Origin of the sequence: Myceligenerans pegani, assembly GCF_014892515.1 — a bacterium.
GTDB lineage: Bacteria > Actinomycetota > Actinomycetes > Actinomycetales > Cellulomonadaceae > Myceligenerans > Myceligenerans pegani.
This window is the reverse complement of sequence record NZ_JADBGR010000094.1, coordinates 1-25,290: the sequence shown is the minus strand read 5'-3', so window position 1 is coordinate 25,290 and position 25,290 is coordinate 1. Positions and strand designations below refer to the sequence as shown.

The 25,290-nt window shown below is 73.2% G+C and carries 26 protein-coding genes; 14 read left to right on the top strand and 12 right to left on the bottom strand.

Going from position 1 to position 25,290, the window contains the following annotated elements; genetic code table 11:
• Together IIE03_RS15030 and lpdA are read right to left on the bottom strand one after the other, a co-directional pair.
• Positions 1-710 (bottom strand): biotin/lipoyl-containing protein (locus IIE03_RS15030; protein ID WP_318843005.1); only part of this gene is annotated, 710 nt, incomplete at its 3' end.
• Positions 711-741: 31 nt separating this feature from the next.
• The gene (gene lpdA, locus IIE03_RS15025) at positions 742-2,196 is read right to left on the bottom strand and encodes a dihydrolipoyl dehydrogenase (RefSeq protein WP_318843004.1); all 1,455 of its coding nucleotides are present in this window, start codon (positions 2,194-2,196) and stop codon (positions 742-744) included.
• A gap of 317 nt (positions 2,197-2,513) precedes the next feature.
• Here lpdA and IIE03_RS15020 point away from each other — a divergent pair, with 317 nt between their 5' ends.
• Positions 2,514-2,867 (top strand): oxidoreductase, encoded by a 354-nt coding sequence (locus IIE03_RS15020; RefSeq protein ID WP_192863569.1) that lies wholly within the window; start codon positions 2,514-2,516, stop codon positions 2,865-2,867.
• Positions 2,868-2,945: 78 nt separating this feature from the next.
• Here the strand turns inward: IIE03_RS15020 and IIE03_RS15015 are convergent, their stop codons facing one another.
• Positions 2,946-4,445, bottom strand: coding sequence for a leucyl aminopeptidase (locus tag IIE03_RS15015; protein ID WP_192863568.1), 1,500 nt, complete (start codon positions 4,443-4,445; stop codon positions 2,946-2,948).
• Entirely contained in the window at positions 4,442-7,294 is a 2,853-nt protein-coding gene (locus tag IIE03_RS15010; protein WP_192863567.1) for an AfsR/SARP family transcriptional regulator, read from the bottom strand. The genes IIE03_RS15015 and IIE03_RS15010 overlap by 4 nt, the downstream gene beginning before the upstream one ends.
• Positions 7,295-7,495: 201 nt before the next feature.
• Between IIE03_RS15010 and IIE03_RS15005 the strand changes: the two genes are divergently transcribed.
• The 4 genes from IIE03_RS15005 to IIE03_RS14990 are packed head-to-tail and all read left to right on the top strand — an operon-like array spanning position 7,496 to position 9,670.
• Positions 7,496-7,855: a hypothetical protein gene (locus IIE03_RS15005; protein ID WP_192863566.1), complete on the top strand. Its 360-nt coding sequence runs from the start codon at positions 7,496-7,498 to the stop codon at positions 7,853-7,855.
• Positions 7,831-8,355: a hypothetical protein gene (locus IIE03_RS15000; RefSeq protein WP_318843003.1), complete on the top strand. Its 525-nt coding sequence runs from the start codon at positions 7,831-7,833 to the stop codon at positions 8,353-8,355. Before IIE03_RS15005 ends, IIE03_RS15000 begins: the two co-directional genes overlap by 25 nt.
• The gene (locus tag IIE03_RS14995; RefSeq protein ID WP_192863565.1) at positions 8,352-9,455 is read left to right on the top strand and encodes a quinone-dependent dihydroorotate dehydrogenase; all 1,104 of its coding nucleotides are present in this window, start codon (positions 8,352-8,354) and stop codon (positions 9,453-9,455) included. The genes IIE03_RS15000 and IIE03_RS14995 overlap by 4 nt, the downstream gene beginning before the upstream one ends.
• Positions 9,452-9,670 (top strand): hypothetical protein, encoded by a 219-nt coding sequence (locus tag IIE03_RS14990; RefSeq protein ID WP_192863564.1) that lies wholly within the window; start codon positions 9,452-9,454, stop codon positions 9,668-9,670. Before IIE03_RS14995 ends, IIE03_RS14990 begins: the two co-directional genes overlap by 4 nt.
• Here IIE03_RS14990 and IIE03_RS14985 read toward each other — a convergent pair.
• From IIE03_RS14985 to yczE, 3 genes are all read right to left on the bottom strand, one after another.
• Positions 9,660-10,469, bottom strand: a complete 810-nt coding sequence (locus tag IIE03_RS14985) for a pyridoxamine 5'-phosphate oxidase family protein (RefSeq protein WP_192863563.1) — start codon at positions 10,467-10,469, stop codon at positions 9,660-9,662. The two genes, IIE03_RS14990 and IIE03_RS14985, sit on opposite strands and share 11 nt — an antisense overlap.
• A gap of 133 nt (positions 10,470-10,602) precedes the next feature.
• Entirely contained in the window at positions 10,603-11,247 is a 645-nt protein-coding gene (locus IIE03_RS14980) for a flavodoxin family protein (protein ID WP_318843002.1), read from the bottom strand.
• Between the two features lie 50 nt (positions 11,248-11,297).
• Positions 11,298-11,966, bottom strand: coding sequence for a membrane protein YczE (yczE, locus tag IIE03_RS14975; protein WP_225997813.1), 669 nt, complete (start codon positions 11,964-11,966; stop codon positions 11,298-11,300).
• A gap of 61 nt (positions 11,967-12,027) precedes the next feature.
• Here yczE and yczR point away from each other — a divergent pair, with 61 nt between their 5' ends.
• Complete coding sequence (yczR, locus tag IIE03_RS14970; RefSeq protein ID WP_192863562.1) at positions 12,028-13,506, top strand: MocR-like transcription factor YczR; 1,479 nt, start codon at positions 12,028-12,030, stop codon at positions 13,504-13,506.
• Here the strand turns inward: yczR and IIE03_RS14965 are convergent.
• Positions 13,499-14,554 carry an LLM class flavin-dependent oxidoreductase gene (locus IIE03_RS14965; RefSeq protein ID WP_192863561.1) on the bottom strand — a complete coding sequence of 352 codons (1,056 nt, stop codon included), beginning with the start codon at positions 14,552-14,554 and terminating at the stop codon, positions 13,499-13,501. The genes yczR and IIE03_RS14965 overlap by 8 nt on opposite strands.
• A gap of 109 nt (positions 14,555-14,663) precedes the next feature.
• On the opposite strand from IIE03_RS14965, the gene IIE03_RS14960 reads away from it, so the two are divergent.
• Positions 14,664-15,677, top strand: a complete 1,014-nt coding sequence (locus IIE03_RS14960) for an aldo/keto reductase family protein (RefSeq protein ID WP_192863560.1) — start codon at positions 14,664-14,666, stop codon at positions 15,675-15,677.
• Positions 15,678-15,770: 93 nt separating this feature from the next.
• On the opposite strand, the gene IIE03_RS14955 is transcribed toward IIE03_RS14960, so the two are convergent.
• Positions 15,771-16,382, bottom strand: coding sequence for a DUF3043 domain-containing protein (locus IIE03_RS14955; RefSeq protein WP_192863559.1), 612 nt, complete (start codon positions 16,380-16,382; stop codon positions 15,771-15,773).
• 48 nt (positions 16,383-16,430) lie between these two features.
• Between IIE03_RS14955 and IIE03_RS14950 the strand changes: the two genes are divergently transcribed.
• Entirely contained in the window at positions 16,431-17,822 is a 1,392-nt protein-coding gene (locus IIE03_RS14950; protein WP_408632850.1) for a dipeptidase, read from the top strand.
• A 12-nt stretch (positions 17,823-17,834) separates the two neighbouring features.
• Here the strand turns inward: IIE03_RS14950 and IIE03_RS14945 are convergent, their stop codons facing one another.
• From IIE03_RS14945 to nadA, 3 genes are all read right to left on the bottom strand, one after another.
• Positions 17,835-18,395 (bottom strand): acyl-CoA thioesterase, encoded by a 561-nt coding sequence (locus IIE03_RS14945; RefSeq protein WP_192863557.1) that lies wholly within the window; start codon positions 18,393-18,395, stop codon positions 17,835-17,837.
• A gap of 31 nt (positions 18,396-18,426) precedes the next feature.
• Positions 18,427-19,077 carry a DJ-1/PfpI family protein gene (locus IIE03_RS14940; protein WP_192863556.1) on the bottom strand — a complete coding sequence of 217 codons (651 nt, stop codon included), beginning with the start codon at positions 19,075-19,077 and terminating at the stop codon, positions 18,427-18,429.
• 156 nt (positions 19,078-19,233) lie between these two features.
• The gene (nadA, locus tag IIE03_RS14935; RefSeq protein WP_192863555.1) at positions 19,234-20,439 is read right to left on the bottom strand and encodes a quinolinate synthase NadA; all 1,206 of its coding nucleotides are present in this window, start codon (positions 20,437-20,439) and stop codon (positions 19,234-19,236) included.
• A gap of 77 nt (positions 20,440-20,516) precedes the next feature.
• Between nadA and IIE03_RS14930 the strand changes: the two genes are divergently transcribed.
• The 6 genes from IIE03_RS14930 to IIE03_RS14905 form a co-directional block, all read left to right on the top strand.
• Positions 20,517-21,122: a hypothetical protein gene (locus tag IIE03_RS14930; RefSeq protein ID WP_192863554.1), complete on the top strand. Its 606-nt coding sequence runs from the start codon at positions 20,517-20,519 to the stop codon at positions 21,120-21,122.
• 130 nt (positions 21,123-21,252) lie between these two features.
• Positions 21,253-21,606, top strand: coding sequence for a HesB/IscA family protein (locus IIE03_RS14925; protein ID WP_192863553.1), 354 nt, complete (start codon positions 21,253-21,255; stop codon positions 21,604-21,606).
• A gap of 113 nt (positions 21,607-21,719) precedes the next feature.
• Positions 21,720-22,859, top strand: coding sequence for a cysteine desulfurase family protein (locus IIE03_RS14920; protein WP_192863552.1), 1,140 nt, complete (start codon positions 21,720-21,722; stop codon positions 22,857-22,859).
• Entirely contained in the window at positions 22,856-23,092 is a 237-nt protein-coding gene (locus tag IIE03_RS14915; protein ID WP_192863551.1) for a sulfurtransferase TusA family protein, read from the top strand. Before IIE03_RS14920 ends, IIE03_RS14915 begins: the two co-directional genes overlap by 4 nt.
• Positions 23,093-23,303: 211 nt before the next feature.
• Entirely contained in the window at positions 23,304-24,209 is a 906-nt protein-coding gene (ctaC, locus tag IIE03_RS14910) for an aa3-type cytochrome oxidase subunit II (RefSeq protein WP_192863550.1), read from the top strand.
• Positions 24,209-25,290, top strand: a 1,082-nt coding sequence (locus tag IIE03_RS14905; RefSeq protein WP_192863549.1) for a cbb3-type cytochrome c oxidase subunit I, incomplete at its 3' end; no start/stop codon positions are given. The genes ctaC and IIE03_RS14905, both read left to right, overlap by 1 nt.

The window sequence follows — 25,290 nt, the reverse complement described above, 5'->3', positions numbered from 1 at the left end:
GGCTCCGCCGGCGCCGCGGGCTCCGCGGGAGCGGCAGGCTCCGCGGGAGCGGCGGCACCGGCGCCGACGATCGCCAGGGTCGCGCCGACCTCGACCGTCTCGTCCTCGGCGGCCAGGATCTGCTGGACCGTGCCGGCGACGGGGGAGGGGATCTCGGTGTCGACCTTGTCGGTGGAGACCTCGAGCAGCGGCTCGTCGACGGCCACCTCCTCGCCGACCGCCTTGAGCCAGCGGGTGACGGTGCCCTCGGTGACCGACTCGCCCAGCGCGGGGAGCTTCACCTCGGTGCCCTCACCGGCCGGAGCGGCCGCGGGCGCCTCGGTGGGGGCCTCGGCGGCCGGTGCCTCTGCCGCGGGAGCCTCGGCGGGCTCCTCCGCCGGAGCGGACTCGGCCGGCGCCTCCGGAGCGGGCGCCTCCTCGGCGGCCGGGGCGGCCTCCTCGGCGGGGGCGGCCGGAGCCGCACCGGAGCCGGACCCGTCGCCGATCACGGCCAGGGTGGCACCGACCTCGACGGTCTCGTCCTCCTCCACGAGGATCTGCTCCAGGGTCCCCGCGACGGGCGAGGGGATCTCGGTGTCGACCTTGTCGGTCGACACCTCGAGCAGCGGCTCGTCGACGGCGACGGTGTCGCCGACGCTCTTGAGCCAGCGGGTGACAGTGCCCTCGGTGACGGACTCGCCGAGGGCCGGCAGCTGCACGTTCTCAGACATGACCGGTGTGGTCTCCTTCGTCGTTACTGGGTCAGTTGTGGGCGTGCAGAGGCTTGCCGGCCAGAGCCATGTGCGCCTCTCCGAGTGCCTCGTTCTGGGTGGGGTGTGCGTGGACGAGCGAGGCGACGTCCTCCGGGAACGCCTCCCAGCCCACGATGAGCTGGCCTTCCCCGATCAGCTCGCCCACGCGCGAGCCGATCAGGTGCATGCCGACGACGGGCCCGTCCTTGCGGCGCACGAGCTTCGCGAAGCCCGTGGTGCCGAGGATGCGGCTCCTGCCGTTGCCGGCCAGGTTGTACTCGAGGGTCTCGACGGCGTCGGCGCCGTACAGATCCTCGGCGCGGGCCTGCGTCACGCCGACCGACGCGACCTCGGGCTCGCAGTACGTGATCCGGGGAATGGTGGTCTCGTCGACGGGCAGCGGTTCGCCCAGGCCCGGTGCGGACGCGTCCGGCGCGACACCGCTCGCCGCCGCGACGGACTCCGCCACGAAGATGCCCTGCGCGAATCCGCGGTGCGCGAGCTGCAGTCCCGGGACGATGTCGCCCACGGCCCACACGTGCCCGCCGTCGGGCGTCGTCACGCCGGTGCGCAGACGCTCGTCGGTGACCACGAAGCCCCGCTCGAGCCGCACCCCGGCCGCCTCGAACCCGAGGTCCGCGGTGCGTGGCCCGCGCCCGACGGCGACGAGCAGCAGGTCGGCGTCGAACGTCCGGCCGGATTCGAGGGTCACCCGCACGCCGTCGTCGGACCGCTTGACCTCCGCGAAGCGGTCGCCGAGCGTGAACCCGATGCCGCGTTTGCGGAACGCCCGCTCGAGCGCCGTCGAGAGGGCGACGTCCTCGGACGGGACGAGGTGGTCGAGGGCCTCGACGATCTGCACGTCGGCGCCGAAGGACCGCCACACGCTGGCGAACTCGACGCCGATCACGCCACCGCCGAGCACCACCACCGAGTCCGGCACGTGGTCGAGGGTCAGGGCCTGGTCGGAGGTGATGACGCGGTCGCCGATCTCCAGGCCGGGCAGGGTGCGCGCGTACGACCCGGTCGCGAGCACGACGTGCCGCCCGCTGTAGCGGACGCCGCCGGCCTCCACCACGCCCGGTGCCACCAGCGTCCCGTGCCCGGTCACGAACGTAACGTCGCGTGAGGCGATCAGGCTCCGCAGCCCCTTGTGGAGGCCGGCCACGACGGAGTCCTTGTAGGCGTGGACGCCGGCCATGTCGATCCCGTCCAGCGCTGTCCGGACCCCGAGACGGGAGCCCTCCCGCGCGACGTCGGCCACCTCCGCCGCGTGGAGGAGCGCCTTGGTCGGGATGCAGCCGTTGTGCAGGCACGTCCCGCCGAGCTTGTCCTCCTCGATCAGGGCGACGCTCAGGCCGAGCTGTGCCGCGCGCAGCGCGGCGGAGTACCCACCGCTGCCGCCGCCGAGCACGACGAGGTCGAAGGTGCCGGGGTTGCCGGCGGTCGTTGCCGTGGGTGGCACTGCGTTGCTCCTCGCTCCAGCGGTTGTCCTCCGGAGGTGCACGGCAGCCTTGTGGGCGCCCGACGCACCGCCTGACATCTTGTCACCTTGAACGCTACCCCCCAATTTGTGGGGTCGATTCGGGGTGTGACGCTGGAGACATTCCCGGCACGTCCGGAGGTCGCGCGTGAGGGCCGCCGTGGGTGCCGCCGCCGCGGTCGCCGCCTCGGCACGCGCCACCGTGCGTGCCGAGGCGACGCCCACCGCGCGTCCCCGTACAGGCGCGACCTGGGGATCTCTCAGGTGATTCCCAAGGCGGGAACGGTAGTCTTCGCCGCATGCCCAGATCCTCCCGCTTCTCGCTCGCGAGCCTGTTCCGTCGCCGTTCGCGTGGCGGTCTGGACGGGGGCGGCCCGCCGCCCGGTGACGCCCGCCGGCAGACCATGCGGCACCTGCGCGACTTCATCGACACCCGGCAGGGCGTCGAGGCCTACGTGGAACCGCCCACCGCCCAGATCCCCGCGACGATCCTGCTCGTGGCCACGACGGGGGAGTGGACCCGGCGCCGCGTGCCCGACGAGAAGACCGCCTTCGACCTCGCCGGCGAGCTCGGCGTCCCCGTCTACAACGTCCGCTTCATCGGCTACCCCCAGCGCATGCGCGACTGGACGTCCGCGCAACGGCGCAAGTAGAGGGGTCGCGCCGGCGGCCCGGGAGCCGCCGACCAGCCGCCCCTGGGAAGCCTTGGAGATCGCGCGGAAGGCGATCCCTTACCTCGCGCCCCGGCCTTCCAGGAAGGTCAGCAGGGTGCGGACGCCCATGCCCGTGCCGCCCGGAGCGGTGTAACCGTGCGCGCCCTTCTCGTTGAACGAGGGCCCGGCGATGTCCAGGTGCGCCCACGGGGTGTCGCTCACGAAGGTGCGCAGGAACAGCCCGGCGTTGAGCATCCCGCCCGTGCGCGGGCCGGAGTTGGCGACGTCGGCGACCTTGGACTTGATGTTCGGCCGCAGCTCCTCGGGCAGCGGCATCGGCCAGACCAACTCGCCGGCCGCGTCGGCGGCGGCCTTGACCTCGTCGCGCACCGACTCGGTGCCCATCACACCGGCCGTGTACGGCCCGAGAGCGATCATCTGGGCGCCCGTCAGGGTCGCGATGTCGATGACGACGTCGTGCCCGTCCTCGACCGCCGAGGCGAGCCCGTCGGCCATGACGACCCGGCCCTCGGCGTCGGTGTTGAGCACCTCGACGGTCTTGCCGCCGTAGATCGTGATCACGTCCGACGGCCGCTGCGCGTTGCCGCCCGGCATGTTCTCCGCGAGGCAGAGGTAGGCGGTGACGGCGACGGGCAGCCCGAGCCGCGCCACGGCGACCATCGTGCCGAGCACCGCCGCGGCGCCGGCCATGTCGGACTTCATCGTCTCCATGCTGGCGGACGGCTTGAGCGAGATGCCGCCGGTGTCGAACGTGATGCCCTTGCCGACGAGGGCGATCCTCTCGGCGTCCTTGGCCGCCTTGGCGGGCGCGTAGGACATCTTCACCAGGCGCGGCCCGCGCGAGGAGCCCTGCCCCACCGCGGTGAGACCGCCGTACCCGCCGGCGGCGAGCTGCTTGTCGTCGAGCACGGTGACCTTGAGGCCCTTGACGTCCTTGGCGGCGGCCTTCGCGGCGTCGGCGAACGTGGCGGGGTACAGCTCGTTCGGCGCGGCGTTGACCAGGTCGCGCGCCGCGTGCACGGCGTCGGCGACGACGCCGGCCCGCTCGACAGCGAGCTTGGCCTTCGCCCCGCGCGCCAAGGTGGTGAGGACCTCGACGGAGCCGACGGGCTCCTCGGCCGCGTCGTCGTTCGACCGGTACCTGTCGAACCGGTAGGCGCCCAGCAGCGCTCCCTCGACGACGGCGGCCAGCTCGGCGTCGTCGGTCGCCGGGAGCGACAGCGCGGCCGAGGCGACGCCCGACAGTTCGCGCGTGGCGGCGCCCGCGGCCCGGCGAAGGGTCTCGGGGTCGAACGTGCCGTCCTCGGCGCGCTCGCCGAGACCGGTCAGCACGAGGACATCGGCCTTGAGCCGCGGCCCGGCCGGGACCTTGCGTACCTCGTCGCGCGCGCCGGTGATGCCGAGCTGCGGGGCGATGGCCTCGATCTCGGTCACCAGTTCCGCCGGGAGGTGGTCGGCGACGATCGCGACGCCGTCGGACGTCTTGGCCGTGGCGACGACGAGTGCGTCCGCGCGCACGGCGATCGGATTCTTGCTGGAGAGGGAAAGGTCGGTCACCCCGCGATGCTATCCCGGCGTACGACGGCGGTCGTGGCGGCGCGGGCCCGGGCGGCGGTGTCCCGGGCGCGGTGCACCGGCGAGCTGCCCGTGGCGCCGGGCAGGGCGCCGGGGGGCCCGCTCTCGTCCGGTCCGCCGCCCGCCGGCTCGGGGGCGTGGACGGGCGGCACGAGCGCCGCGGCGATGCCTGCGGCCTCGTCGGCGTGGGCGGTCGCGACGCGATGGTTGCCGAGGGTGTCCTCGGCCTGCGCGAGCCGGTCGAGCAGCTCGGCGGTGTGCAGCCGGTCGCCCAGCTCACGGCTGATGTCCAGGGCGCGGCGGTAGCAGGCCCTGGCCTCGGCGTGGCGGCCGGAGCCCCCGGCGAGATCGCCCAGGCCGCGCAGCGCGAACCGCTGCCCCTCCAGGTCGCCGGCCTGTTCCTGGACGCGCAGCGCCTGCCGGATCAGGGCCGCCGCGCGGCCGGGATCGCCCGCCTGCAGGTGCAGGTCGCCGATGTTGTACAGGACGAGGCCCCGCCCCCGGTCGTTGCCGAGCGTGGTGAACAGAGCGAGCGCGCGCTCGTAGCGCTCCAGCGCCTCGGCGAACCGGCCCGTCTCGACGTAGACGACGCCGAGGTTGTTCAGGTTCCAGGCCTTCCCGGACGGATCGCCGGCCACCCGGTGCAGGGCGTCCGCCTCCTCGTGCGCGGCGACCGCCTCGCGGGACCGGCCCAGGTCGCTGTAGGCGACGCCGAGACCGTTGAGCATGCGGGCGCTGCCGAACGGGTCGTCGCAGGCGCGGGCCGCCGCCAGGCCGAGGCGGTGCGTGGTCAGCCAGTCGTCCCAGTGCTTGCTCAGGTAGAAGTAGGCCAGCAGCGACCCCGCCAGCCGCCAGGCGAGTGCGGGCTCGCCGTCGGCCGCGTGCCGGACCACCGCGACGAGGTTCGGCCGTTCCACCTCGAACCAGCGCAGCGCGTCGCCGCGGTCCGCGAACGCGGGTACCGTGGACGGCGGCGGCCCGGTCAGGGCGATCGGCCCGAGGCCGGGGTCCACGACACGGCGTGCGGTCACCGCCGTGTGCAGGTACCAGCTGCTCAGGCGCCGCAGGGCGGCGTCCCGCTCGTCCGGCGGCTCGTCGGCAAGGGCCCGCTCGCGCGCGTACTCCCGCATCAGGTCGTGCGGGGACACGCGGTCGTCCGCGTCCCGCTCGATCATGCCGGCGCGGACCAGGGACCCGATGGCCCGGCGCGTCGCGGGGAGGTCGAGGTCGGCCATGGCCGCCATCGCGGGCGGTCCGAGGTCGTGCCCGGGGTGCAGGCCGTACAGCCGGAACAGGCGTGCCGCCTGCGGCTCGGCGTTCGTGTAGGACCAGGAGAACACCGAGCGCACCGCGGTGTGCGGGTCGTCCAGGTCCAGGGCGTCCAGCCGGTCGTCCTCGGTGAACTCGGCCGCCAGCCGGGTGACGTCCATGCCGGGGCGGGAGGACAGCTGCTCGGCGGCGACCCGCAGGGCGAGCGGCAGCCGCGCGCAGCGCTCGACGACGGTCGCGACCGCGCCGGCGTCGGTGGCCGGGGACCCGGCCGCGCCGGCCATCTCCCGGAACAGCGCCACCGCCTCCGGCGTGGGCATCCGGTCCAGGTGCAGCCGGCGCGCACCCTCCCGCACCACCAGCCCGGTCAGCGCGTCCCGGCTGGTGACGATCGTGACGCCGGACCGGCTGCCGGGCAGCAGGGGCCGGACCTGGTCGGCGGAGCGGGCGTTGTCGATCACGACCAGCACGCGGCGGCCGGCGAGCAGGGTGCGGAACAGTGCCGCCCGCTCGGCCGTCACCGTCGGCACGTCGGACCCCTCGACGCCCAGGGCCCGCAGGAAGCCGCCCAGTGCGTCGTGGGGTGGTACGGCGTCGTCGGGCCCGTAGCCGCGCAGGTCGACGTGGAGCTGGCCGTCGGGGAACCGGTCCTGGGCCCGGTGTCCCCAGCGCACGGCCAGCGAGGTCTTCCCGACGCCCGCCGTGCCGCTGATCACGACCACGGCGGGCGGCTCCACGCCGTCCAGCTCGGACAGCTCCGCGGTGCGCCCGGTGAACGCGCCGACGTCGTGCGGCAGCTGGGCCGGCACGGGATGGTCCGGCCGGACGGCGGCCGCGGCCGGGCCGTCCGACTCGATCGGGTCGCCGGCCAGCACCCGCCGTTCCAGGAGCCGCAGCCGGGCTCCGGGCTCGACCCCGAGCTCGTCGACCAGGACGCGCCGGATGCGGCGGTACACCGCCAGGGCCTCGGCCTGCCGGCCGCTGCGGTAGAGGGCGGTCATGAGCAGCTCGGCGGGCCGCTCGCGCAGCGGGTGCCGGGCGACCGCGTCCGTGAGCTCGGCCACGACCGCGGCGTGCCGGCCCCGCCGCAGCTCCGCGGCGTACCGCAGCTCCGTCGCGAACAGCCGGCGCTCGGTCAGGCGCGCGGCGGCGTCGGCGACGGCCGGGCCGTCCAGGCCGCCGAACGGCTCTCCTCGCCAGAGCGCCAGGGCGGCGTCCACCAGCCCGACGCACTCCTCCGGGGAGTCCTCGGCGCGCCGGACGAACTCGTCGAACCGTTCGGCGTCCAGCTCACCGGGGCGCACCCGCAGCCGGTAGCCGTCGTCCACGTGGGCCAGGCGCCCGGGATCGCCGAGGATCCGGCGCAGCCGGTGCACGTGCAGGTGCAGGCGCTGATCGGCTCGCTCGTGCCGCTCGCCCGGCCACAGGTGCTCGCTCAGCTCGGACACCGACACGGTCTCGTTGGCCCGGGCCAGCAGCACGGCCAGCAGCATCCGCTGCATCCGGCCGCCGACGGCGACGGCGCCGACCCTGATCGATCCCAGCACCGCGAACTCGATCATGACGAAACTCCTCAGAAGGCGGTTGCGGACCGACGGCGTGCGGAAGAAGCCCCGTCGCTCCACCGGTTGAGGCACGAGCGTGACGAAAAGGCTACTTCGTGATGACGTTCGCGCGGCGACAACCGCCGCCGCCGGGTGAGAAGAGCGACATGGAGGGCACAAGATTTCATCGCGCTCCACGACGCCGGTAGTCTGCCTACCGTGCTGTTACCCCTCCTCATCCTGCTGGTCGCGCTCTGCGTGGCACTCGGCGGGTGGGCCGCCTGGTTCGTCGTCAAGGACCGGGCGGTCATCCTCAACCAGCTCTGGGGCGGAGCGATCGTGGAGGGCGTGCTCATCGCGCAGGCCATCACCGCGGCGATCCGCAGCGCCACCGGCGCGCCGCCGTCGGACCCGCTGCTGTTCTGGGGGTACATGGCCACCGCCCTCGTGATCCTGCCGATCGCCGCGGCCTGGGCCTTCGCGGAGCGGACCAAGTGGTCCTCGGTGGTGCTCCTCGTCGCGGCGCTGACCGTCGCCTTCCTCGACTACCGCCTGTGGCAGATCTGGACGGGCGCGTGAGCGGGGCCGTCGGCGACGCGGGGCGCGGCGCGACCCGACCCCCGGCCGCCGCCCGTTCCACCGGGGCCGGGTTCGGCCGGGTGCTCGTGACCGTCTACGGCGTCCTGGCCTTCGCCGCACTGGGCCGCTCGTCGTACGAGCTCGTCACCAAGTTCGCCGAGGCGCCCGTCGCGTACTCGCTGTCCGCGCTCGCGGCCGTCGTGTACGTGGTGGCCACGGTGGCGCTCGCGCTCGGTGCGTCGCCCCGGTGGCGGAAGACGGCCTGGGGCGCCGTCGGCGTCGAGGCGGCAGGCGTGCTCGCCGTCGGCTCGGCGTCGCTCGCGAACCGGGACGTGTTCGGGGAATCGACCGTCTGGAGCCTGTACGGGCAGGGGTACGGTTATGTCCCGCTCGTCCTACCCTTCGTAGGCCTGTGGTGGTTGTGGCACACGCGCGGACCGGCCGCGCACGGGGCCCGGGGCCCGCACCCGTCGGACGGATCGGAGGAGACCACGGCATGAGCTTCCCGTACTCACTGCTCTTCAACGCCGTCTTCAAGCGGATGGACCCCGAGCGCGCCCACGAGCTGGCGTTCCGGGGGATCGAACTGCTGGGCAGGGCGCCGGTGGTGGCCGACGTCGTGCAGGGCGCGGTCGCCCCGTACCTCGGCCGCGGTATCGGCGGGCCAGGCAGTGTCCGCGTGTTCGGGCGCACCGTGCCCGCGCCCTTCGGGCTGGCCGGCGGCTTCGACAAGAACGGCCGGGCGATCCGCGGCCTGACCGCGCTCGGCTTCGGCTTCGTCGAGATCGGCACGGTCACCGCGCACGGCCAGCCCGGCAACGAGCGTCCGCGGCTGTGGCGCGAGCTCGACCTGCGCGGCGTGCGCAACCGGATGGGCTTCAACAACGACGGCGCCGCCGCGGCCGCCGAGCGCCTCCGCGCCCTGCGCACCACGAGGGCGGGCCGTGCGATCGTCGTCGGCGCCAACATCGGCAAGACCAAGAGGACCAGGCCCGACCTGGCCGCCGAGGACTACGCCCACTCCGCACGGCTGCTCGCGCCGTGGGCCGACTACCTCGTGGTCAACGTCTCCTCGCCGAACACGCCCGGACTGCGCGACCTGCAGGCCACCGAGGCGTTGCGGCCCATCCTGACCGCCGTGCGCGAGGCCGCCGACGAGGCCACGGCCGCCCTCTCCGCGCGCGACGGCCGGAGCGGCCGGCGCAAGGTCCCGCTCCTCGTCAAGATCGCCCCGGACCTCGCCGACGAGGACGTCGAGGCGGTCGCCGACCTCGTCCTCGAGCTCGGGCTCGACGGCGTCGTGGCGGTGAACACCACCGTCGGCCACGACCGCGGTCCCGGCGGCCTGTCCGGCCCGATCCTGCGGGCACGCGGCGTCGAGGTCGTGGCGCGGCTGCGCAAGCGGCTCGGGCAGGGCCCGGTCATCATCGGCGTCGGAGGCATCACGTCGGCCGACGACGTCCGCGCCTACCTGCACGCCGGCGCCGACCTCACCCAGGGGTACACGTCGTTCGTCTACCAGGGCCCGTTCTGGGCGTCACGGATCAACCGCGCCCTGACCCGGTCCGCCGGTTCGGTGGGCAGCGGGAGGCAGGGATGACCACGCCCATCCGTCCCCGCTGGGAGTGGGCGCTGCACGACGACGCGGGCGCGCGCCTCCCGGAGCCCGTCACCCCCGTGTTCACGAGCCGGTTCGACGCCGAGCAGTGGCTGGGAGAACACTGGCGCTCCCTCACCGAGGCCGGGGCGACCGCGGCCCAGCTCCACCACGACGGCGAACCGACCGGTCCCCGCGTGGACTTCCTCACGCCGTAGCTCGGGCGGCGAGCGAGCGCGCCAGGGCCGCGCGGCGGGTCGCGGCGTGCTCCGTCAGGCGGGCCGCGAGGGCCGTGACCGACGGCGGGACCGGGGTGGACCCCGCCGTGGACGGGTCCGTCAGCGAGGCGTCGGGGCGCAGGGCGAGCGGGAGGACGCCCGCCCACACCGCGGGGTCCTCGCCGTCGTCGGTGCCGGGGCCGGCGCAGCGGACCTTGACGCTCGCCCGGTCCAGCGGCACCCGCAGCACCTGCGTGGCCGTCCGCTCCTTCCGTGTCATCTCCCGGACCTCGGCCCGGCGGCCCGGCATCAGGTGGTCGCTGATCATCCAGAGGGCCTCCGCCTGCCGCTCGGCGGGGACGGGCGTGGCCCGGCCGAAGATCATCGCGCTGCGGTAGTTGGCCGAGCTGTCGAACAGCGACCGCGCGTACACCAGCCCGTCGAGGTGCGTGACCGCGACGGACACCGGCACGCCGTCGTCACCGGCGTCGAGGAAGAGCCCACCGCCCGTCGACCCGTGCAGCAGCAGCTCCGGGCCCCGGCCCAGGTCACCGACGCCGTACAGGAACGGCAGAACCACCGGCAGGCCGTCGCGCACCATGGCGACGTGCGCGAACATCCCCTCGGCCAGGATCTCGCGCAGCACCTCGGGATCGTGCTCCTGACGCTGCCGCAGCCGGCGCACGTCCAGGGAGGGCACGGCGTCCGACGACGGAGCCGCGGCGCCGCTCCGATCCGCCGTGTCGCCGCGGTGGGGTCCGGTGCCGCTCTCCGGTGGGGCCTGGGTCGTGTGCGTCATGCGCTCGACGCTACGGGCGAACCGGCCCGGGCGGCAGGCCAGTTCCGGCCCGATCGTTCAGGCCGGTTGCGCTCGGGTTCGGGCCGGTCACGTCGGCTACCCGGCCGCGTCCGCGTGGGGCCGTTCGTCCGCCCTACGAGCCGGCGCGGACCGGCGTCCCGGTCCTCGCTCCCGCCGCGGCGAAGAACTCCGCCGCGCGTTCGAGCGTGGCGGGGTCGTCCAGTGCCTGGCCGGGCTTCGAACCGTTGGCGAGCAGCGCTCCGCCCCAGTGCATGCGCAGGCGCCCGGCGCTGTTGCGCAGCGTGCCGAGGAGCGGGTCGACCAGGGTCACGTCGTCGGACGCGTACGCGGTCACCGCCCACATGCGCTTGCCGCCCATGGTGGCCTCGAAATCGGTGCCGGGCACACGCATCCAGGCGGACCAGTGATCGAGGTAGAGCTTCACGCTCGCCGACACGCTGTACCAGTACAGCGGGCTGACCACGACGAGATCGGTCGCCGCGAGCGTCTGCCTCCAGAGGGTGCCGGCGTCGCCGGCGGGCTCGGTGTAGGTGCCGTCGCCGGAGTGGCGCACGTCCTCGAACCGCGGGATGTCGAGGTCGCTGAGCCGGATCCACTCCTGCCGCACGTGGGAAGGGAGGAAGTTCGCCGCGCGCCTGGCCAGCGACTCGGAGTTCCCGCCCTCGCGCGCACTGCCGAGGACGAACAGGAACCTGCGCTCGTCGGCCGGCGCATCGTGCAACGTCTCCACGGTCATGACCTGCGCAACCTCGGGCACCGGCCGATTCTTCCCGCATTCCTGGTGCGTGCGCCACGTCACGCCCGCCGTCAGCCCACCAGCCCGCGGGGCGCCAGCCACTTCCAGGAGGACCACTGCACCACCGGGCCGATCGCCAGGGCGAACAGGACCGTGGACCAGCCGAACGTGCCGCCGAGCAGGATCCCGGTGATCACCACGACCGCCTCGATCCCCGTCCGGATCCGCCACACCGGCCATCCGGTGCGCGCCACGAGCCCGGTCATCAGGCCGTCCCGCGTGCCCGGCCCGAGACGCACCCCGATGTAGGCGGCCGTCGCGACGCCGTTGAGCACGATGCCCGCGAGCGCGAGCGGTACGGCGACGAGGAGGCCGGGGTCGGGCACCAGGAACTCCATGACGGCCAGCGACGGGTCGATCGCCAGCGAGATGATCAGGGCGTTGGCGATCGTGCCGATCCCGGGCCGCTGGCGCAGCGGGATCCAGCAGGCGAGCACCGCGAGGCTCACCACGAGGACGATGGCGCCGAACGACAGCCCGGTGACCCGCACGAGCCCTTCGTGGAGCACGTCCCAGGGGGTGTTGCCCTGTCCGGAGTGGATGATCATCGCCATCGAGAAGGTGAACAGCAGCAGCCCCAGCACGAGCTGCACGGCGCGCCGGACGGGCCCGAAGCGGGGCGTGACAGCCCTGCCGCCCGCGGGCCGTGACGGTCCCGCGACGGTGGTTCGTTCAGTCATGCGCACCAGGTTGCGGCAGATTGGCCTTGTTCTCCATATCCAATTGGGAGAGAGTGGCCCCATGACGATCGCACCCGCCGCGCACCGGCAGCTCTCGGCGGCCGCCACCGCGCGGCTGCTCGGTACCTGGCACGCGGGCGGCCCCGCGTACACCGCACTGTCCGACGCCCTGCGCGCCGCCGTCCTGTCGGGCACGATCGCGCCGCTGACGCGGCTGCCGTCCGAGCGCGAGCTCGCCCCGGTCCTGGGCGTCTCCCGGACGACGACGGCAGCGGCGTACCGGCGGCTGCGCGACCTCGGCTTCGCCACCAGCCGGGTCGGTTCCGGGACGGTGACGCTGCTGCCCAGTTTCGCCGAGGCGCCCGCAGGCGGCGACGTCGCCGTTCCCGACGCCGCCGCCACGCTCGGCGATCCTCTCGGCCCGAACCGGGGAGCCGGCCCGGGCTTTCCGTCCGGCGCCGTCCGCCCCATCCTGCTGAACCAGGCGACGGCGCCCGCCGTGCCGGAGGTGGGCCCGGCCTTCGAGCGCGCCCTGGCGGCGCTGCCCGAGCATCTCGCGCACGGCGGCTACGCGCCGTACGGGCTCGCCCCGCTGCGGGAGGCCGTGGCCGCGCGGTACCGGGAGCGCGGGGTACCGACCACACCGGACCAGGTGCTCGTGACGACCGGGGCGCAGAACGCGATATCCCTGGTGGTCCGCACCGTGCTGAAACGGGCCGACACCGCCGTCGTGCAGTCACCGACGTACTTCCACGCGCTGGACGCGCTGCGCGAGGCGGGCGCGCGGATGGTCGGCATCCCCGCGGGGTACGACGGCCTGGACACCGACCTGCTGGAGTCGGCGGTACGGCGCACCGGCGCGCGGCTCGTGTTCCTCATCCCGGACCACCACAACCCGACGGGCACCTCCCTGTCGCCCGGGGAACGGGCCGCGGTGCGGGCGATCGCCGAGCGGACGGGGGTCACCGTGCTCGCGGACGAGACGCTGACGGACCTGGCGCTGTCGGGCCCGCCGGACGCGAATCCGGCGTTCGACGGCGACGGGAGCTCGCCACGCCTGATCACGGTGGGGTCGACGTCGAAGGCGTTCTGGGGCGGGCTGCGGATCGGGTGGATCCGGGCGCACCCCGACGTCGTCGCGCGGCTCGTGCGCACGCGGCAGAGCACGGACATCGCCACCGCCGTGATGGAGCAGCTCGTCGCGGCGGATCTGATCGCGCTCCGGGACGAGATCCTGCCCGCGCGGCGCGTGTGGATCCGCGAGCGCCGGAACCAGATGGTCCGCGCGCTGCGGGGCGCACTGCCGTGGGACGTGCCGATGCCCGGCGGTGGTCAGTTCGTCTGGGCGGGGCTGGGCAGGCCGGTGGCGCACGCCTTCGCGGCGGCCGCGGCGGCGGAAGGGGTCATGGTGAACGCCGGGCCGGCCCTCACGCCGGACGGCTCCTCCCGGGACCGGGTGCGGCTGACCTTCCCGCACACCCCGGACGTCCTGGAGGAGGCGATCCCGCGCCTGGTCCGGGCCTGGCACCGGCTCACGTAGCGAGAGCCTTCGACAGGAGTTCCAGGGTGCGGGCGCGCCCCGGGGTGGTGTCCAGGGGTTCGTCCTCCCGGGAGCCGGCGACCGGGACGATCATCACCTCGTCCACCTGGTGGGCGGCGGCGAGGCGGCGCAGCTCGGCCGCGGCCGAGTCCGGGTCGGCGATGAGCCAGCGGTCGGCCAGGGCCTCGACGGTCGTCGTCATGACGTGGTCCGGGTTGTCGGCCAGCGCCTCCTCGACCGTCTCGACGGGACGCATGGCGCGGCCGGTGCGCATCCGGGCGAAGGCGCGCAGCTGCGGGAGGGCGCGCTCGCGGGCCTCCTCGGCGGTGTCCGCGACCACGGTGTTCATGGTGAGGAACGTGCGCGGGGCGGGGCAGGCCTCGCTGGGCACGTAGTTCTCCCGGTACAGCCGCACGGCCTGCTCCATCCCCTGACCGGCGAAGTGGTTGGCGAAGACGTAGGGGAGGCCGAGCTCGGCGGCGAGTCGCGCCGAGTAGTCGCTGGACCCGAGCAGCCAGACGGCGGGGGATCCGGCGGCGGCCGGCGTGGCCCGCACGTCGTAGAGGTTCCCGGTGGTGAGGCGCAGGCGCGCGCCGTCGGGCCGCATCATCGCCAGGATGTCCCGCACGTGCTGCGGGAACCGCTCCACGTCCGCCGTCGGACCCGAGGAGCGCAGCAGCGACGACACCACGGGGTCGCTGCCGGGCGCCCGGCCGAGGCCGAGGTCCACCCGGCCGGGGGCGAGCGCCTCGAGCGCCGCGAACTGCTCGGCGACCACGAGCGGCGCGTGGTTGGGCAGCATCACGCCGCCCGAGCCGACGCGGACGCGTTCCGTCCGGGCGGCCGCGGCCGCGATCATGACGGGCGGGGACGACGCCGCCACGCCTGGCATGTTGTGGTGCTCCGCGAACCAGTACCGCGTCATACCCAGCCGGTCGGCGAGCGCGACCAGGCCGAGCGAGGCGGCGAGCGCCTGGGCGCTGCTCTGGCCGGTGCGCACCGGGACCAGGTCGAGGACGGACAGCTGCGGGGACGTGTGCGTGCTCATCGCCGTGGACAACCGGGGCGGCCGGGTGTGTGTTCCCTTGACGCGAAATCGGGGCGTTCGACATCGATTCGATTCGAACATCGTGGCGACGTGGTCATAGGGTGCGGGCATGGTCAACTACCGGTACCTCGGCAACAGCGGTCTCAAGATCACCGAGATCACGTACGGAAACTGGCTCACCCACGGTTCCCAGGTGGAGAACGACATCGCGACGCAGTGCGTGCGGGCGGCGCTCGACGCGGGCATCTCCACGTTCGACACCGCCGACGTGTACGCCAACACGAAGGCGGAGCAGGTGCTCGGCGACGCGTTGAAGGGGGAGCGCCGCGAGTCCCTGGAGATCTTCACCAAGGTCTACTGGCCCACCGGCCCGGGCGGCCCCAACGACACGGGCCTGTCGCGGAAGCACATCATGGAGTCCATCAACGGGTCGCTCACCCGGCTCGGCACGGACTACGTGGACCTCTACCAGGCCCACCGGTACGACACCGAGACGCCGCTCGAGGAGACGATGCAGGCGTTCGCCGATCTCGTCCGGCAGGGCAAGGCGCTGTACATCGGCGTCTCGGAGTGGACCGCGGACCAGATCCGTGCGGGTGCCGCGCTGGCGAAGGACCTGGGCTTCCAGCTCATCTCGTCCCAGCCGCAGTACTCGATGCTGTGGCGGGTCATCGAGGACGAGGTGATCCCGGCGTCGCGGGAGAACGGCATCTCCCAGATCGTCTGGTCGCCGATCGCCCAGGGTGTGCTGACCGGCAAGTACGTGCCGGGCCAGGCGCCGCCCGAGGGCTCGCGGGCGACCGACGAGAAGGGCGGGGCCAAGATGATCTCCCGCTTCATGAACGACGACGTCCTCGCGGCCGTGCAGAACCTGAAGCCGATCGCCGACGAGCTGGACCTGACCATGGCGCAGCTCGCCGTGGCGTGGGTGCTGCAGAACGACAACGTCGCGGCGGCGCTCGTGGGTGCCTCCCGGCCCGAGCAGGTCGCGGAGAACGTCAAGGCGTCCGGCGTGGAGATTCCTGCCGAGCTGATGACGAAGATCGACGAGGCCCTGGGCGGCGTCGTCGAGCGCGACCCGGGCAAGACGGCGGAGAACTCCCCGCAGACGCGCGTCGCCTGACGACGGTCGCCGGCCGGATCGGTGACGGCGTGGCCACCGGCGATCATCCGCCGGTGGCCATGCCGTCGTCCTGGGGCGTGCGGGCCAGGACGGTCAGCTCGGGAAGTTGCCGTGCTTCTTGTGGACGGGGCGCGGCAGGCGGGAGCGGCGGATCTGGTACGAGCGGGAGACGGCATACATCATCGTGCCGCCCGGCACCTCGCCGAACTTCGCCAGCAGCCGCTTCTTCAGCCCCCGCCACATGACCACCGCGTCGATGATGGTCAGGAACAGGAAGCCGTACATCCCGACGAACAGCACGATCGTGAGCTCGGCCATCTGGCTCGCCAGGAACGAGCCCAGCAGCATGACGATCGCGACCGGCAGGAAGAACTCGCCGAGGTTCCAGCGCGCGTCGACGTGCTCGCGCACGTACGCCTTGACCTGTCCCTGATCCCGCGGCGGCAGGTGGCGCGCCAGCTTCTGATCGGTCGGGTTCTGCATGGCCGCCATCGCGAGGTCGCGGGCCTTGCGGTCCTTCTCACGCGCGGCCTGGCGCGCCGCCTTGCGGTCGTTCGGCACCAGCGGGCGCTTGTTCGCGGCCTGCGCGTCCTTGCGCTTCGGCGTGGCGCGGCCCTTGCCCGGCGCCGGCTGCTCGGTCACCTCGTCGGGAGTCTCGCCGACCGGGGTCACGTCAGGGTTGGGGGACTTGCTGCGGGAGAACACCGAACAATCGTAGTCGCTGCCGGGCACGCCGCGGGTACCGTGGGCCGCGTGACTGAACCGAGCACCCCTTCCATCGCGCCCGTCGACGCCACCGCGCTGCGCGAGCGCGTCGCCGAGCTGTTCCCCGCGCTGCGGACCGACCTCGAGTCGCTCGTGCGCATCCCGAGCGTCGCCTTCTCGGGCTTCGACCAGACACATGTCGCGGCGTCGGCCGAGGCCGTCGCGGCACTGCTGCGCGACGCCGGACTGCCCGACGTGCGGATCCTGCGCGCCCCCAAACCGGACGGGTCCGACGGCGCCCCCGCGGTCGTGGCGCGCCGCCCCGCTCCCGAGGGCGCGCCGACCGTGCTGCTGTACGCGCACCACGACGTCCAGCCCCCGGGAGACGTGGCCACCTGGAACACCCAGCCGTTCGAGCCCACCCGGGTGGGGGAGCGCCTGTACGGGCGCGGCGCGGCTGACGACAAGGCGGGGCTCATGGCGCACCTCGGCGCGCTGCGCACCCTCGGTGAGGACCTGGCCTGCGGTGTCACGGTGTTCGTCGAGGGCGAGGAGGAGGACGGATCGCCGTCGTTCCGCGCGTTCCTGGAGAAGTACCGGGACCTGCTCGGCGCGGATGTGATCGTCGTGGCGGACTCCATGAACTGGAAGGTCGGTGTCCCGGCGCTGACGACGTCGCTGCGTGGCCTGGTCGACGGCTACGTCGAGGTCCGGGTCCTGGAGCACGCCGTGCACTCCGGCATGTTCGGCGGTCCGGTGCTCGACGCGCTGACGCTCCTCAGCCGGATCGTCGCGACCTTCCACGACGACGCCGGGAACGTGGCGGTCGAGGGACTGGTCACCGCGCCCGAGCCCGAGGTCGACTACACCGAGGAGGACTTCCGCGCCGACTCGTCCCTGCTGCCGGGCGTCGAGCTCGCCGGGACCGGTTCGATCGCCGGTCGGCTGTGGTGCAAGCCGACCCTGGCGGTCCTGGGCATCGACGCGACACCGGCCGGCGAGGCGTCGAACACCATCACGCCGAGCGCACGGGCCAAGCTGTCGCTGCGGCTCGCGCCGGGACAGGACCCCGACGCCGCCGCGAAGGCCCTCGAGGCGCACATCCACGCGCACGTGCCGTTCGGCGCCACGGTGACCTGGACCCTGAAGGAGACCGGCAAGCCGTTCCTCGCCCCGGGCGACTCGGCCGCGATGCGCGCGGCGCGCGACGCGTTCGCGACGGCGTGGGGGACCGAGCCGGTCGACATCGGTGTGGGCGGCTCCATCCCGTTCATCGCCGACCTGCTCGAGGTCTTCCCGGACGCGGCGATCCTGGTCACCGGCGTCGAGGACCCGGACTCGCGCGCGCACGGCGCGAACGAGTCGGTCCACCTGGGCGAACTGGAGAAGGTGGTCCTGGCGGAGGCCCTGCTCCTGAGCAACGTGGCGAAGGGCCTCTGACGCGCGTTCCCGTCAGGCGTCGGCCTGGGCTCGCGGGGCCACGCCGATGACGCGGGCCCACGCGGCGACGTCGTCGGGCAGGGCCGGGCTCTCCGGCGGGCTCGCCAGGCCGTGCGCCTCGGCGAGCCACCCGACGATCGTCGCCGGCGCGAGGCGGTCGTTCGTCCGCGAGTGCAGGAACCGCGTGGCGACGATGCCGCGCGCGCAGAGCTTCTCCCGGCGCGTGAACACCTGCTCCATGTAGAAGCAGCGCTCGTCCCAGCCGAGCACCCGTGTGGTGAGCTGGAACCGGTCGAACAGTTTCAGCGACCGGCGGTACTTCATGGTCGACGCCGCCACGACGGCGCCGAACTCCTTCTCGCGGCCCAGCGCCGCCCCGCCCATCTCGGCGACGTGCCGGAACCGCGCCACGTCCATCAGCTGCAGGTACGAGCCGTTGTTGACGTGCATCAGCAGGTCGAGGTCCTGCGGCAGGACGCGCATCGTGTAGACGGACGGGTCCAGGAGCGAGCGGCCGGTCACCTGTTTCCGGGGGAAGATCCCGGTCCACGCGAGCTGCAACATCCGAGTCATAGGACGGAGGCTATACCCGACACCATCGGTACTAGGTACTTTCGTGCCCGATGGTGCCGCCGGGGCCCGGCGTCCCGCCGAACCACGGCTCGGCGGCTCCCTCGTACTGGATCACGCGCCGCACCGCCTGCGCGACGGCCGGCGTCTCCAGGCGGGAGACGAGGTGCAGCGCCATGTCGATCCCGGCGGCGACGCCCGCCGAGGTGATGACGTCGCCGTCATCCACGAACCGGGCCTCGGTGTCGATCATGATGCTCGGGTCGAGCTGCACCATCTCGTCGAAGCTGTGGTGGTGCGTCGTGGCCACGCGGCCGGCGAGGATCCCGGCCGCGGCCAGCGGGAGCGCGCCGGTGCAGACGCCGGCGACCACCGCCGTCTGCTTCCGGATCGCGCGCAGCCAGTCCAGGTGGGAGGGCTGCTCGATGAGCTCCCGGGTGCCGATGCCGCCCGGATAGACGAGCAGGTGCAGCGGCCCGACGTCGTCGGCCGAGTGGGAGGGGACGATCCGCAGGCCGCGCGCGAGCCGTACGCCGCCCCCGTCCCACGAGAACGTCGACACCGTCGGCCGCAGGCCGGAGTGGTCCGCCCAGACCGACAACACCTCGAAGGGGCCGACGACGTCGAGTTCCTCCGCCCCGTCGAAAACGAAGATTCCGACCCGCAGCCCGCCGTTGCCGCTCATCGCATCCCGTACTCCCTCGTCGGAGGTCCTGGTCGCCGGATGCCCGGCGGCCGCCGTCTGTGTCGTTGTGCGCGTTCCTCGTGATGTGTCGTGGATGTCGTCGTCGATGTCGTCGTGCGGGCGGCCCGGGATCGCTCCGGGCGCACCGCGTCCGGCTCAGCTCCCCGGCAGCGCCAGCATCTGGTCGAGCGCCACCCGGGCCCAGTGCGCGTCGTCGGCGTCGACCACGATCCGGTTCACCATCCGGCCCGCCACCAGCGACTCCATCGCCCACACCAGGTGCGGGAGGTCGATCCGGTTCATGGTGGAGCAGAAGCACACCGTCTTGTCCAGGTAGTGGACCTGAAGATCGGGGTGCTCGCGCGCCACGCGGCGCACCAGGTTGAGCTCGGTACCCACGGCCCACGACGAGCCGGGCTCGGCCGCGTCCAGCATCTTGATGATGTACTCCGTGGAGCCCACGTAGTCGGCCGCCGTGACCACCTCGTGCCTGCATTCGGGGTGCACCAGCACGTTCACGTCCGGCACCTGCGCCCGGATGTCCGTGACGTTCTGCTCCGAGAACCGTCCGTGCACCGAGCAGTGGCCGCGCCACAGGATCATCCGGGCGTCCGCCAGCTCCTGGGCGGTCAGGCCGCCGTCGGGCTTGCGCGGGTCGAAGACGACGCAGTCGTCCAGCGACAGGCCCAGCTTCTGCACCGCGGTGTTGCGACCGAGGTGCTGGTCCGGCAGGAACAGCACCTTGCCCGTGCCCTCCACGCCTCTGGTGCCGCCCACCTGATCGAACGCCCAGCGCAGCGCCACCTCGGCGTTCGACGACGTGCACACCGTGCCGCCGTGGCGCCCGGTGAACGCCTTGATCGCGGCCGAGGAGTTCATGTACGTGACGGGGATCGTGTCCCCGGCCACGCCGAGGTCCTGCAGCACGGCCCAGGCCTCCTCGACCTGGCCGATCTCCGCCATGTCCGCCATGGAGCAGCCCGCCGCCAGATCCGGCAGCACGACCTGCTGCGCGTCCGACGTGAGGATGTCCGCGCTCTCGGCCATGAAGTGCACGCCGCAGAACACGATGTACTCGGCCTCGGGGCGGGCCGCCGCCTCGCGCGCCAGCTTGAAGGAGTCGCCGGTGACGTCGGCGAAGTCGATGACCTCGTCGCGCTGGTAGTGGTGACCCAGGACGAATGCCTTCTCGCCGAGGGCCGCACGCGCCGCGCGGGCGCGCTCGACGAGATCGGGGTCGCTCGGCGCCGGCAGGTCGCCGGGACACTCGACACCACGCTCCGAGCTCAGGTCGCGCCCCTGCCCCAGCAGCAGGAGCGGGGAGGGCGCGGGCTCGCGGAAGTTCTCCAGCAGGGTGCTCACGAAACCATGGTGACACACCCCGTCACCACGCCCGGGTCCCGATCCACAGGCCCGGCGCGGAGCGTTAACCTCGGGCCATGCGTGTGGTCGTGGTGGCACAGGACGAGGTCGCGGCGCGCCGGCTCGCGTCGGCGTGGCGCGCCGCTGCGCCCGGCGTCGACGCCGAACCGTACGGCGTCGGCGGCGCGCCGCCGGCCTCGCCCGCGGCAGCCACCTCCGGCGGCGCGCCGCTCGCCGGTGGCTCCGCGTCCGACGGAAGCCCGGAATCGTCCGGCTCCCGAACCGGCGACGAGGCCGCCGGCACCACGGCGCCCGCCCCGAGGCCCGTCGTCGTCGCCGGCACCCGCCTGACCGTCGGCGCCCCGCCCCCGGAGTCACCCGGCCCACCCGCGCCCCGCTCCGCGCTCCCGGCCGCCGAGGCCGGCGCCCTCTCGGCGGCCGTCGGAGCATCCGACGTCGCCGCCGCCTGGGTCGACGTGCTCGACGCCGGAACGCTGCGCGCCGGCCCGGTCGCGGAGGCCGCCGCGGCCGCGGCGCCCCATGCCGTACCGGTCGTGGCGCTCGCCGGCCGGGTCGAGGTGAGCCGGCGCGAACTCGCCGCGGCGGGCGTCAGCGGCGCCCACGAGGTGCACGACGCCGACGTCGCCCGGGTCGCCCGGTCGTGGACGCCGGGCTGGGCGTGACTCCCGTCACGGAGCCATCGCGGATGCGGGCGTAGGATCGGGAACAGAACGTGACGGGCCGGTGTTACGAGCCCCCGAGAAGACCGCCAAGGCAGCGCACATGCGCGCCAGAGCAGGAGCTGGAGCAGAGATGACCGAGACCGCCTCCGAAATCGCCACCCACGGCGTGAACCTCACCGACGTCGCGGCCGACAAGGTACGCAGCCTGCTCGAGCAGGAGGGGCGCGACGACCTGCGCCTCCGTGTGGCGGTGCAGCCCGGTGGCTGCTCCGGCCTGATCTACCAGCTGTACTTCGACGAGCGCCTGCTCGAGGCGGACGCGCTGCGCGACTTCGGCGGCGTCGAGGTCGTGGTCGACAAGATGAGCGTCCCCTACCTCGAGGGCGCCACCATCGACTTCGCGGACACCATCGAGAAGCAGGGCTTCACGATCGACAACCCGAACGCCGGCAGCGCCTGCGCCTGCGGCGGCTCGTTCAGCTGATCTCCCCGACGACGGCGGTCGCCGGTCCTCGTACGGACCGGGCGGCCGCCGTCGTCGTCCGTTCACCGACCGCATCGGATCGGTGACCGCGGGCAGGAGGGAGGATGGGCCGTATGGAGAGTTCCCCGCCACGCCGTGTCCACCTCGACAACGGGGGCCGGGCGCCCTGGCACCCGCTCGCGCGTGAGGCGTTCCTCCAGGCGCTCGACGACGGCTGGGCCGACCCCCGGCGCCTGCACGCCGAGGGCCGCCGGGCGGCGCGGCTCGTCGACGGCGCCCGCGAGGCGGTGGCCGCCGTGCTCGGGGCGCGCACCGAGGAGGTCCGGTTCACGCACAGCCACACCGCCGCACTGCACCGCGCGGTCCTGGCGGGCGCGGCGGGCCGGCGTCGCGCGGGCGACCGGGTCGTCGTCGGCGCGACCGAACGAGCGGCGGTGCTGCACGCCGCCGACGCGGCGGGGAGGCGCGAGACGATCCCCGTGGACCGCCTCGGCCGCGGGGACGCGGGCGCCTTCGCCGCCGCGGTGGCGGGACCCGGCGTCGCCCTGGCGGCCCTCCAGCACGCGAACGGGGAGGTCGGCACGCTGCAGCCCGTGGAGCAGGTGCACGACGCCGCCCGTGCGGCCGGCGTTCCCCTGCTGGTCGACGCCGGGGCGAGCCTCGGTCACGCGCGCGTCCCGGAGACCTGGGACCTCCTCGCGGCGGATCCGGCCGACTGGGGCGGCCCGTCCGGCGTCGGCGTACTGGCCGCGCGTGGACGGGTGCGGCTGCCCGACGTCGGGCCCGAGGACGCCGAGCCGTGGGCGCCCGGCGGGGTGAGCGTGCCGCTCGCCTTCGCGTCGGCCGTCGCGCTGGAGTCCGTCCAGGCCGACCTCGACGCCGCGGGCGCGCGTCGGCGTGAGCTGGTGGACCGGATCCGCGCCGTGGTTGCCGGCGTGCCCGATGTGGAGGTCGTCGGCGATCCGGAGAACCGGCTCCCGCACGTCGTCACCTTCTCGTTCCTCTACGTCGACGGCGAGGCGCTCGTCACGGAGCTGGACCGGCAGGGGTTCGCCGTCGGCTCCGGCTCCGCCTGCACGGCGAGCACGCTCGAACCGTCGCACGTGCTCGCGGCGATGGGCGTGCTCACGCACGGCAACGTGCGGATCGCGCTCGACCGGACCACATCGGCCGAGGACGTCGAGCGATTCCTCGCGGTGCTGCCGCCGGCCGTCGAGCGCGTGCGGGACGCGCTGGGGGTGCGGGGGCTGTGACCGAGACGGTCGACGCGCGAGGGCTGCGCTGCCCCCTGCCCGTCATCCGGCTGGCCGCCCGGGCGAAGGAGCTCCCGGGTGGGGCGGAGATCTCCGTGCTCGCGACCGACCCGGCCGCGCAGCACGACGTGCCCGCCTGGGCCCGCATGCGGGGCCACGAGACGGTCTCCGCCACGGAGTCCGACGGGGTCTGGACGCTCACCGTCCGGCTGCGGCGCGGCATTCCGACGTGACGTTCTGACACGTGAAGCATGTGTGTCCGAACAGCGAGGACGAAGGACGCCGAGTGCGTGACTCGTCACACTTGCCCCGGGCTCTGTGGGTCATCGCGACCACTCCCGGCGCGCTAGGCTGCCACCTATCAGATGGTTCTGCGTGGAGCCCGGGTGCACGTCGTGGTCGTGCGCCGGTACGCACCGCCGGACGAGACGTGAAAGGCCACCCTTGCACTCGAAGCCCTCGACCCGCACCAAGCGGGCCGCTCTGCGTGCGTCGGCGCTCGCCGTCGTCGTCGCGGGGCTGGCCACCGGTTGCGCCAGTGAAACCGTCCAGCGCGGTTATCTCCCCGGCTATGAGAACGGGGAGGTGACGAACCAGACCGCCGACATCACCCAGTTGTGGGTGGGGTCGTGGGTGGCCGCGCTCGCCGTCGGCGTGATCACGTGGGGCCTGATCTTGTGGTGCGTCGCCGCCTACCGCAAGCGCCGGGACGACCACCGGCTGCCCGTGCAGACCCGGTACCACATGCCGCTCGAGATCATGTACACCGTGCTGCCGACGCTGATGGTCCTGGCGTTGTTCTGGCACACGGACCGCGTGATGACCGAGATCATCGAGCCCGAGGCCGAGGCCGAGGTGCACATCGGCGTCATCGGCAAGCAGTGGAGCTGGGACTTCAACTACCTGGACGAGGGCGTCTACGAGTACGGCGAGCACGAGGCCGACCCGGGCGGCGTGACCGAGGACAAGCTGGTCGACGGCGAGCCCGGCACGGACGTCGACGCGCCCACGCTGTACCTGCCCGTGGACAGGACCGTCGAGTTCCAGCTCGACTCGCGGGACGTGAACCACTCCTTCTGGATCCCCGCGTTCCTCTACAAGGAGGACATGATCCCGCACCGCACCAACTACTACCAGGTGACCCCTACGCGCGAGGGCACGTACGCCGGCAAGTGCGCAGAGCTCTGCGGCGAGTTCCACTCGGGCATGCTCTTCAACGTCAAGGTCGTCTCCCAGGAGGAGTTCGACGCGCACATGGAAGAACTGCGTGCCGCGGGTCAGGTCGGCGAGCTCGGCCTCGACCTCGTCCGCGAGCAGGGTCCCATCGACGCCGAGGAGGCTGAGCACTGATGGCCACCGCAACCCACGCGGACGCGGTCCGCGGCTTGCGCGAGGACCGGCAGTCCTTCGGCAAGGTCGTGGTCAGCTGGATCACGTCCACCGACCACAAGACGATCGGGTACATGTACCTGATCACGTCGTTCCTGTTCTTCTGCATCGGCGGTCTGATGGCACTCGTCATCCGCGCCGAGCTGTACGAACCGGGAATCCAGCTGGTGCAGAGCAAGGAGCAGTACAACCAGCTCTTCACCATGCACGGCACGATCATGCTGCTGCTGTTCGCCACCCCGCTGTTCGCGGGCTTCGCGAACGTCATCATGCCGCTGCAGATCGGTGCGCCCGACGTCGCGTTCCCGCGGCTGAACATGTTCGCCTACTGGCTGTTCCTGTTCGGCGGCATCATCACCTCGGCCGGGTTCTTCACCCCGCAGGGCGCCGCCTCGTTCGGCTGGTTCGCCTACGCGCCGCTGTCGTCGACGACGTTCAGTCCGGGGTTGGGTGGAGACCTGTGGGTGTTCGGCCTCGCGCTGGCCGGCTTCGGCACCATCCTCGGTGCGGTCAACTTCATCACGACGATCATCACGATGCGGGCGCCGGGCATGACCATGTTCCGGATGCCGATCTTCACCTGGAACACGCTGATCACCAGCCTCCTGGTGCTGATGGCGTTCCCGCCGCTGGCCGCGGCGCTGTTCGCCCTCGGGGCCGACCGCCGGCTCGGCGCGCAGGTGTTCAACCCGGAGAACGGCGGAGCGCTGCTGTGGCAGCACCTGTTCTGGTTCTTCGGCCACCCCGAGGTGTACATCATCGCCCTGCCGTTCTTCGGCATCGTCTCGGAGATCCTCCCGGTCTTCTCCCGCAAGCCGATCTTCGGCTACGTCGGCCTGGTGTACGCGACCATCGCGATCGCCGCGCTGTCGGTGACGGTCTGGGCGCACCACATGTACGTGACCGGCGCGGTCCTGCTGCCGTTCTTCGCGTTCATGACGATGCTCATCGCCATCCCGACCGGCGTGAAGTTCTTCAACTGGATCGGCACGATGTGGCGAGGAAAACTCACGTTCGAGACACCGATGCTGTGGAGCATCGG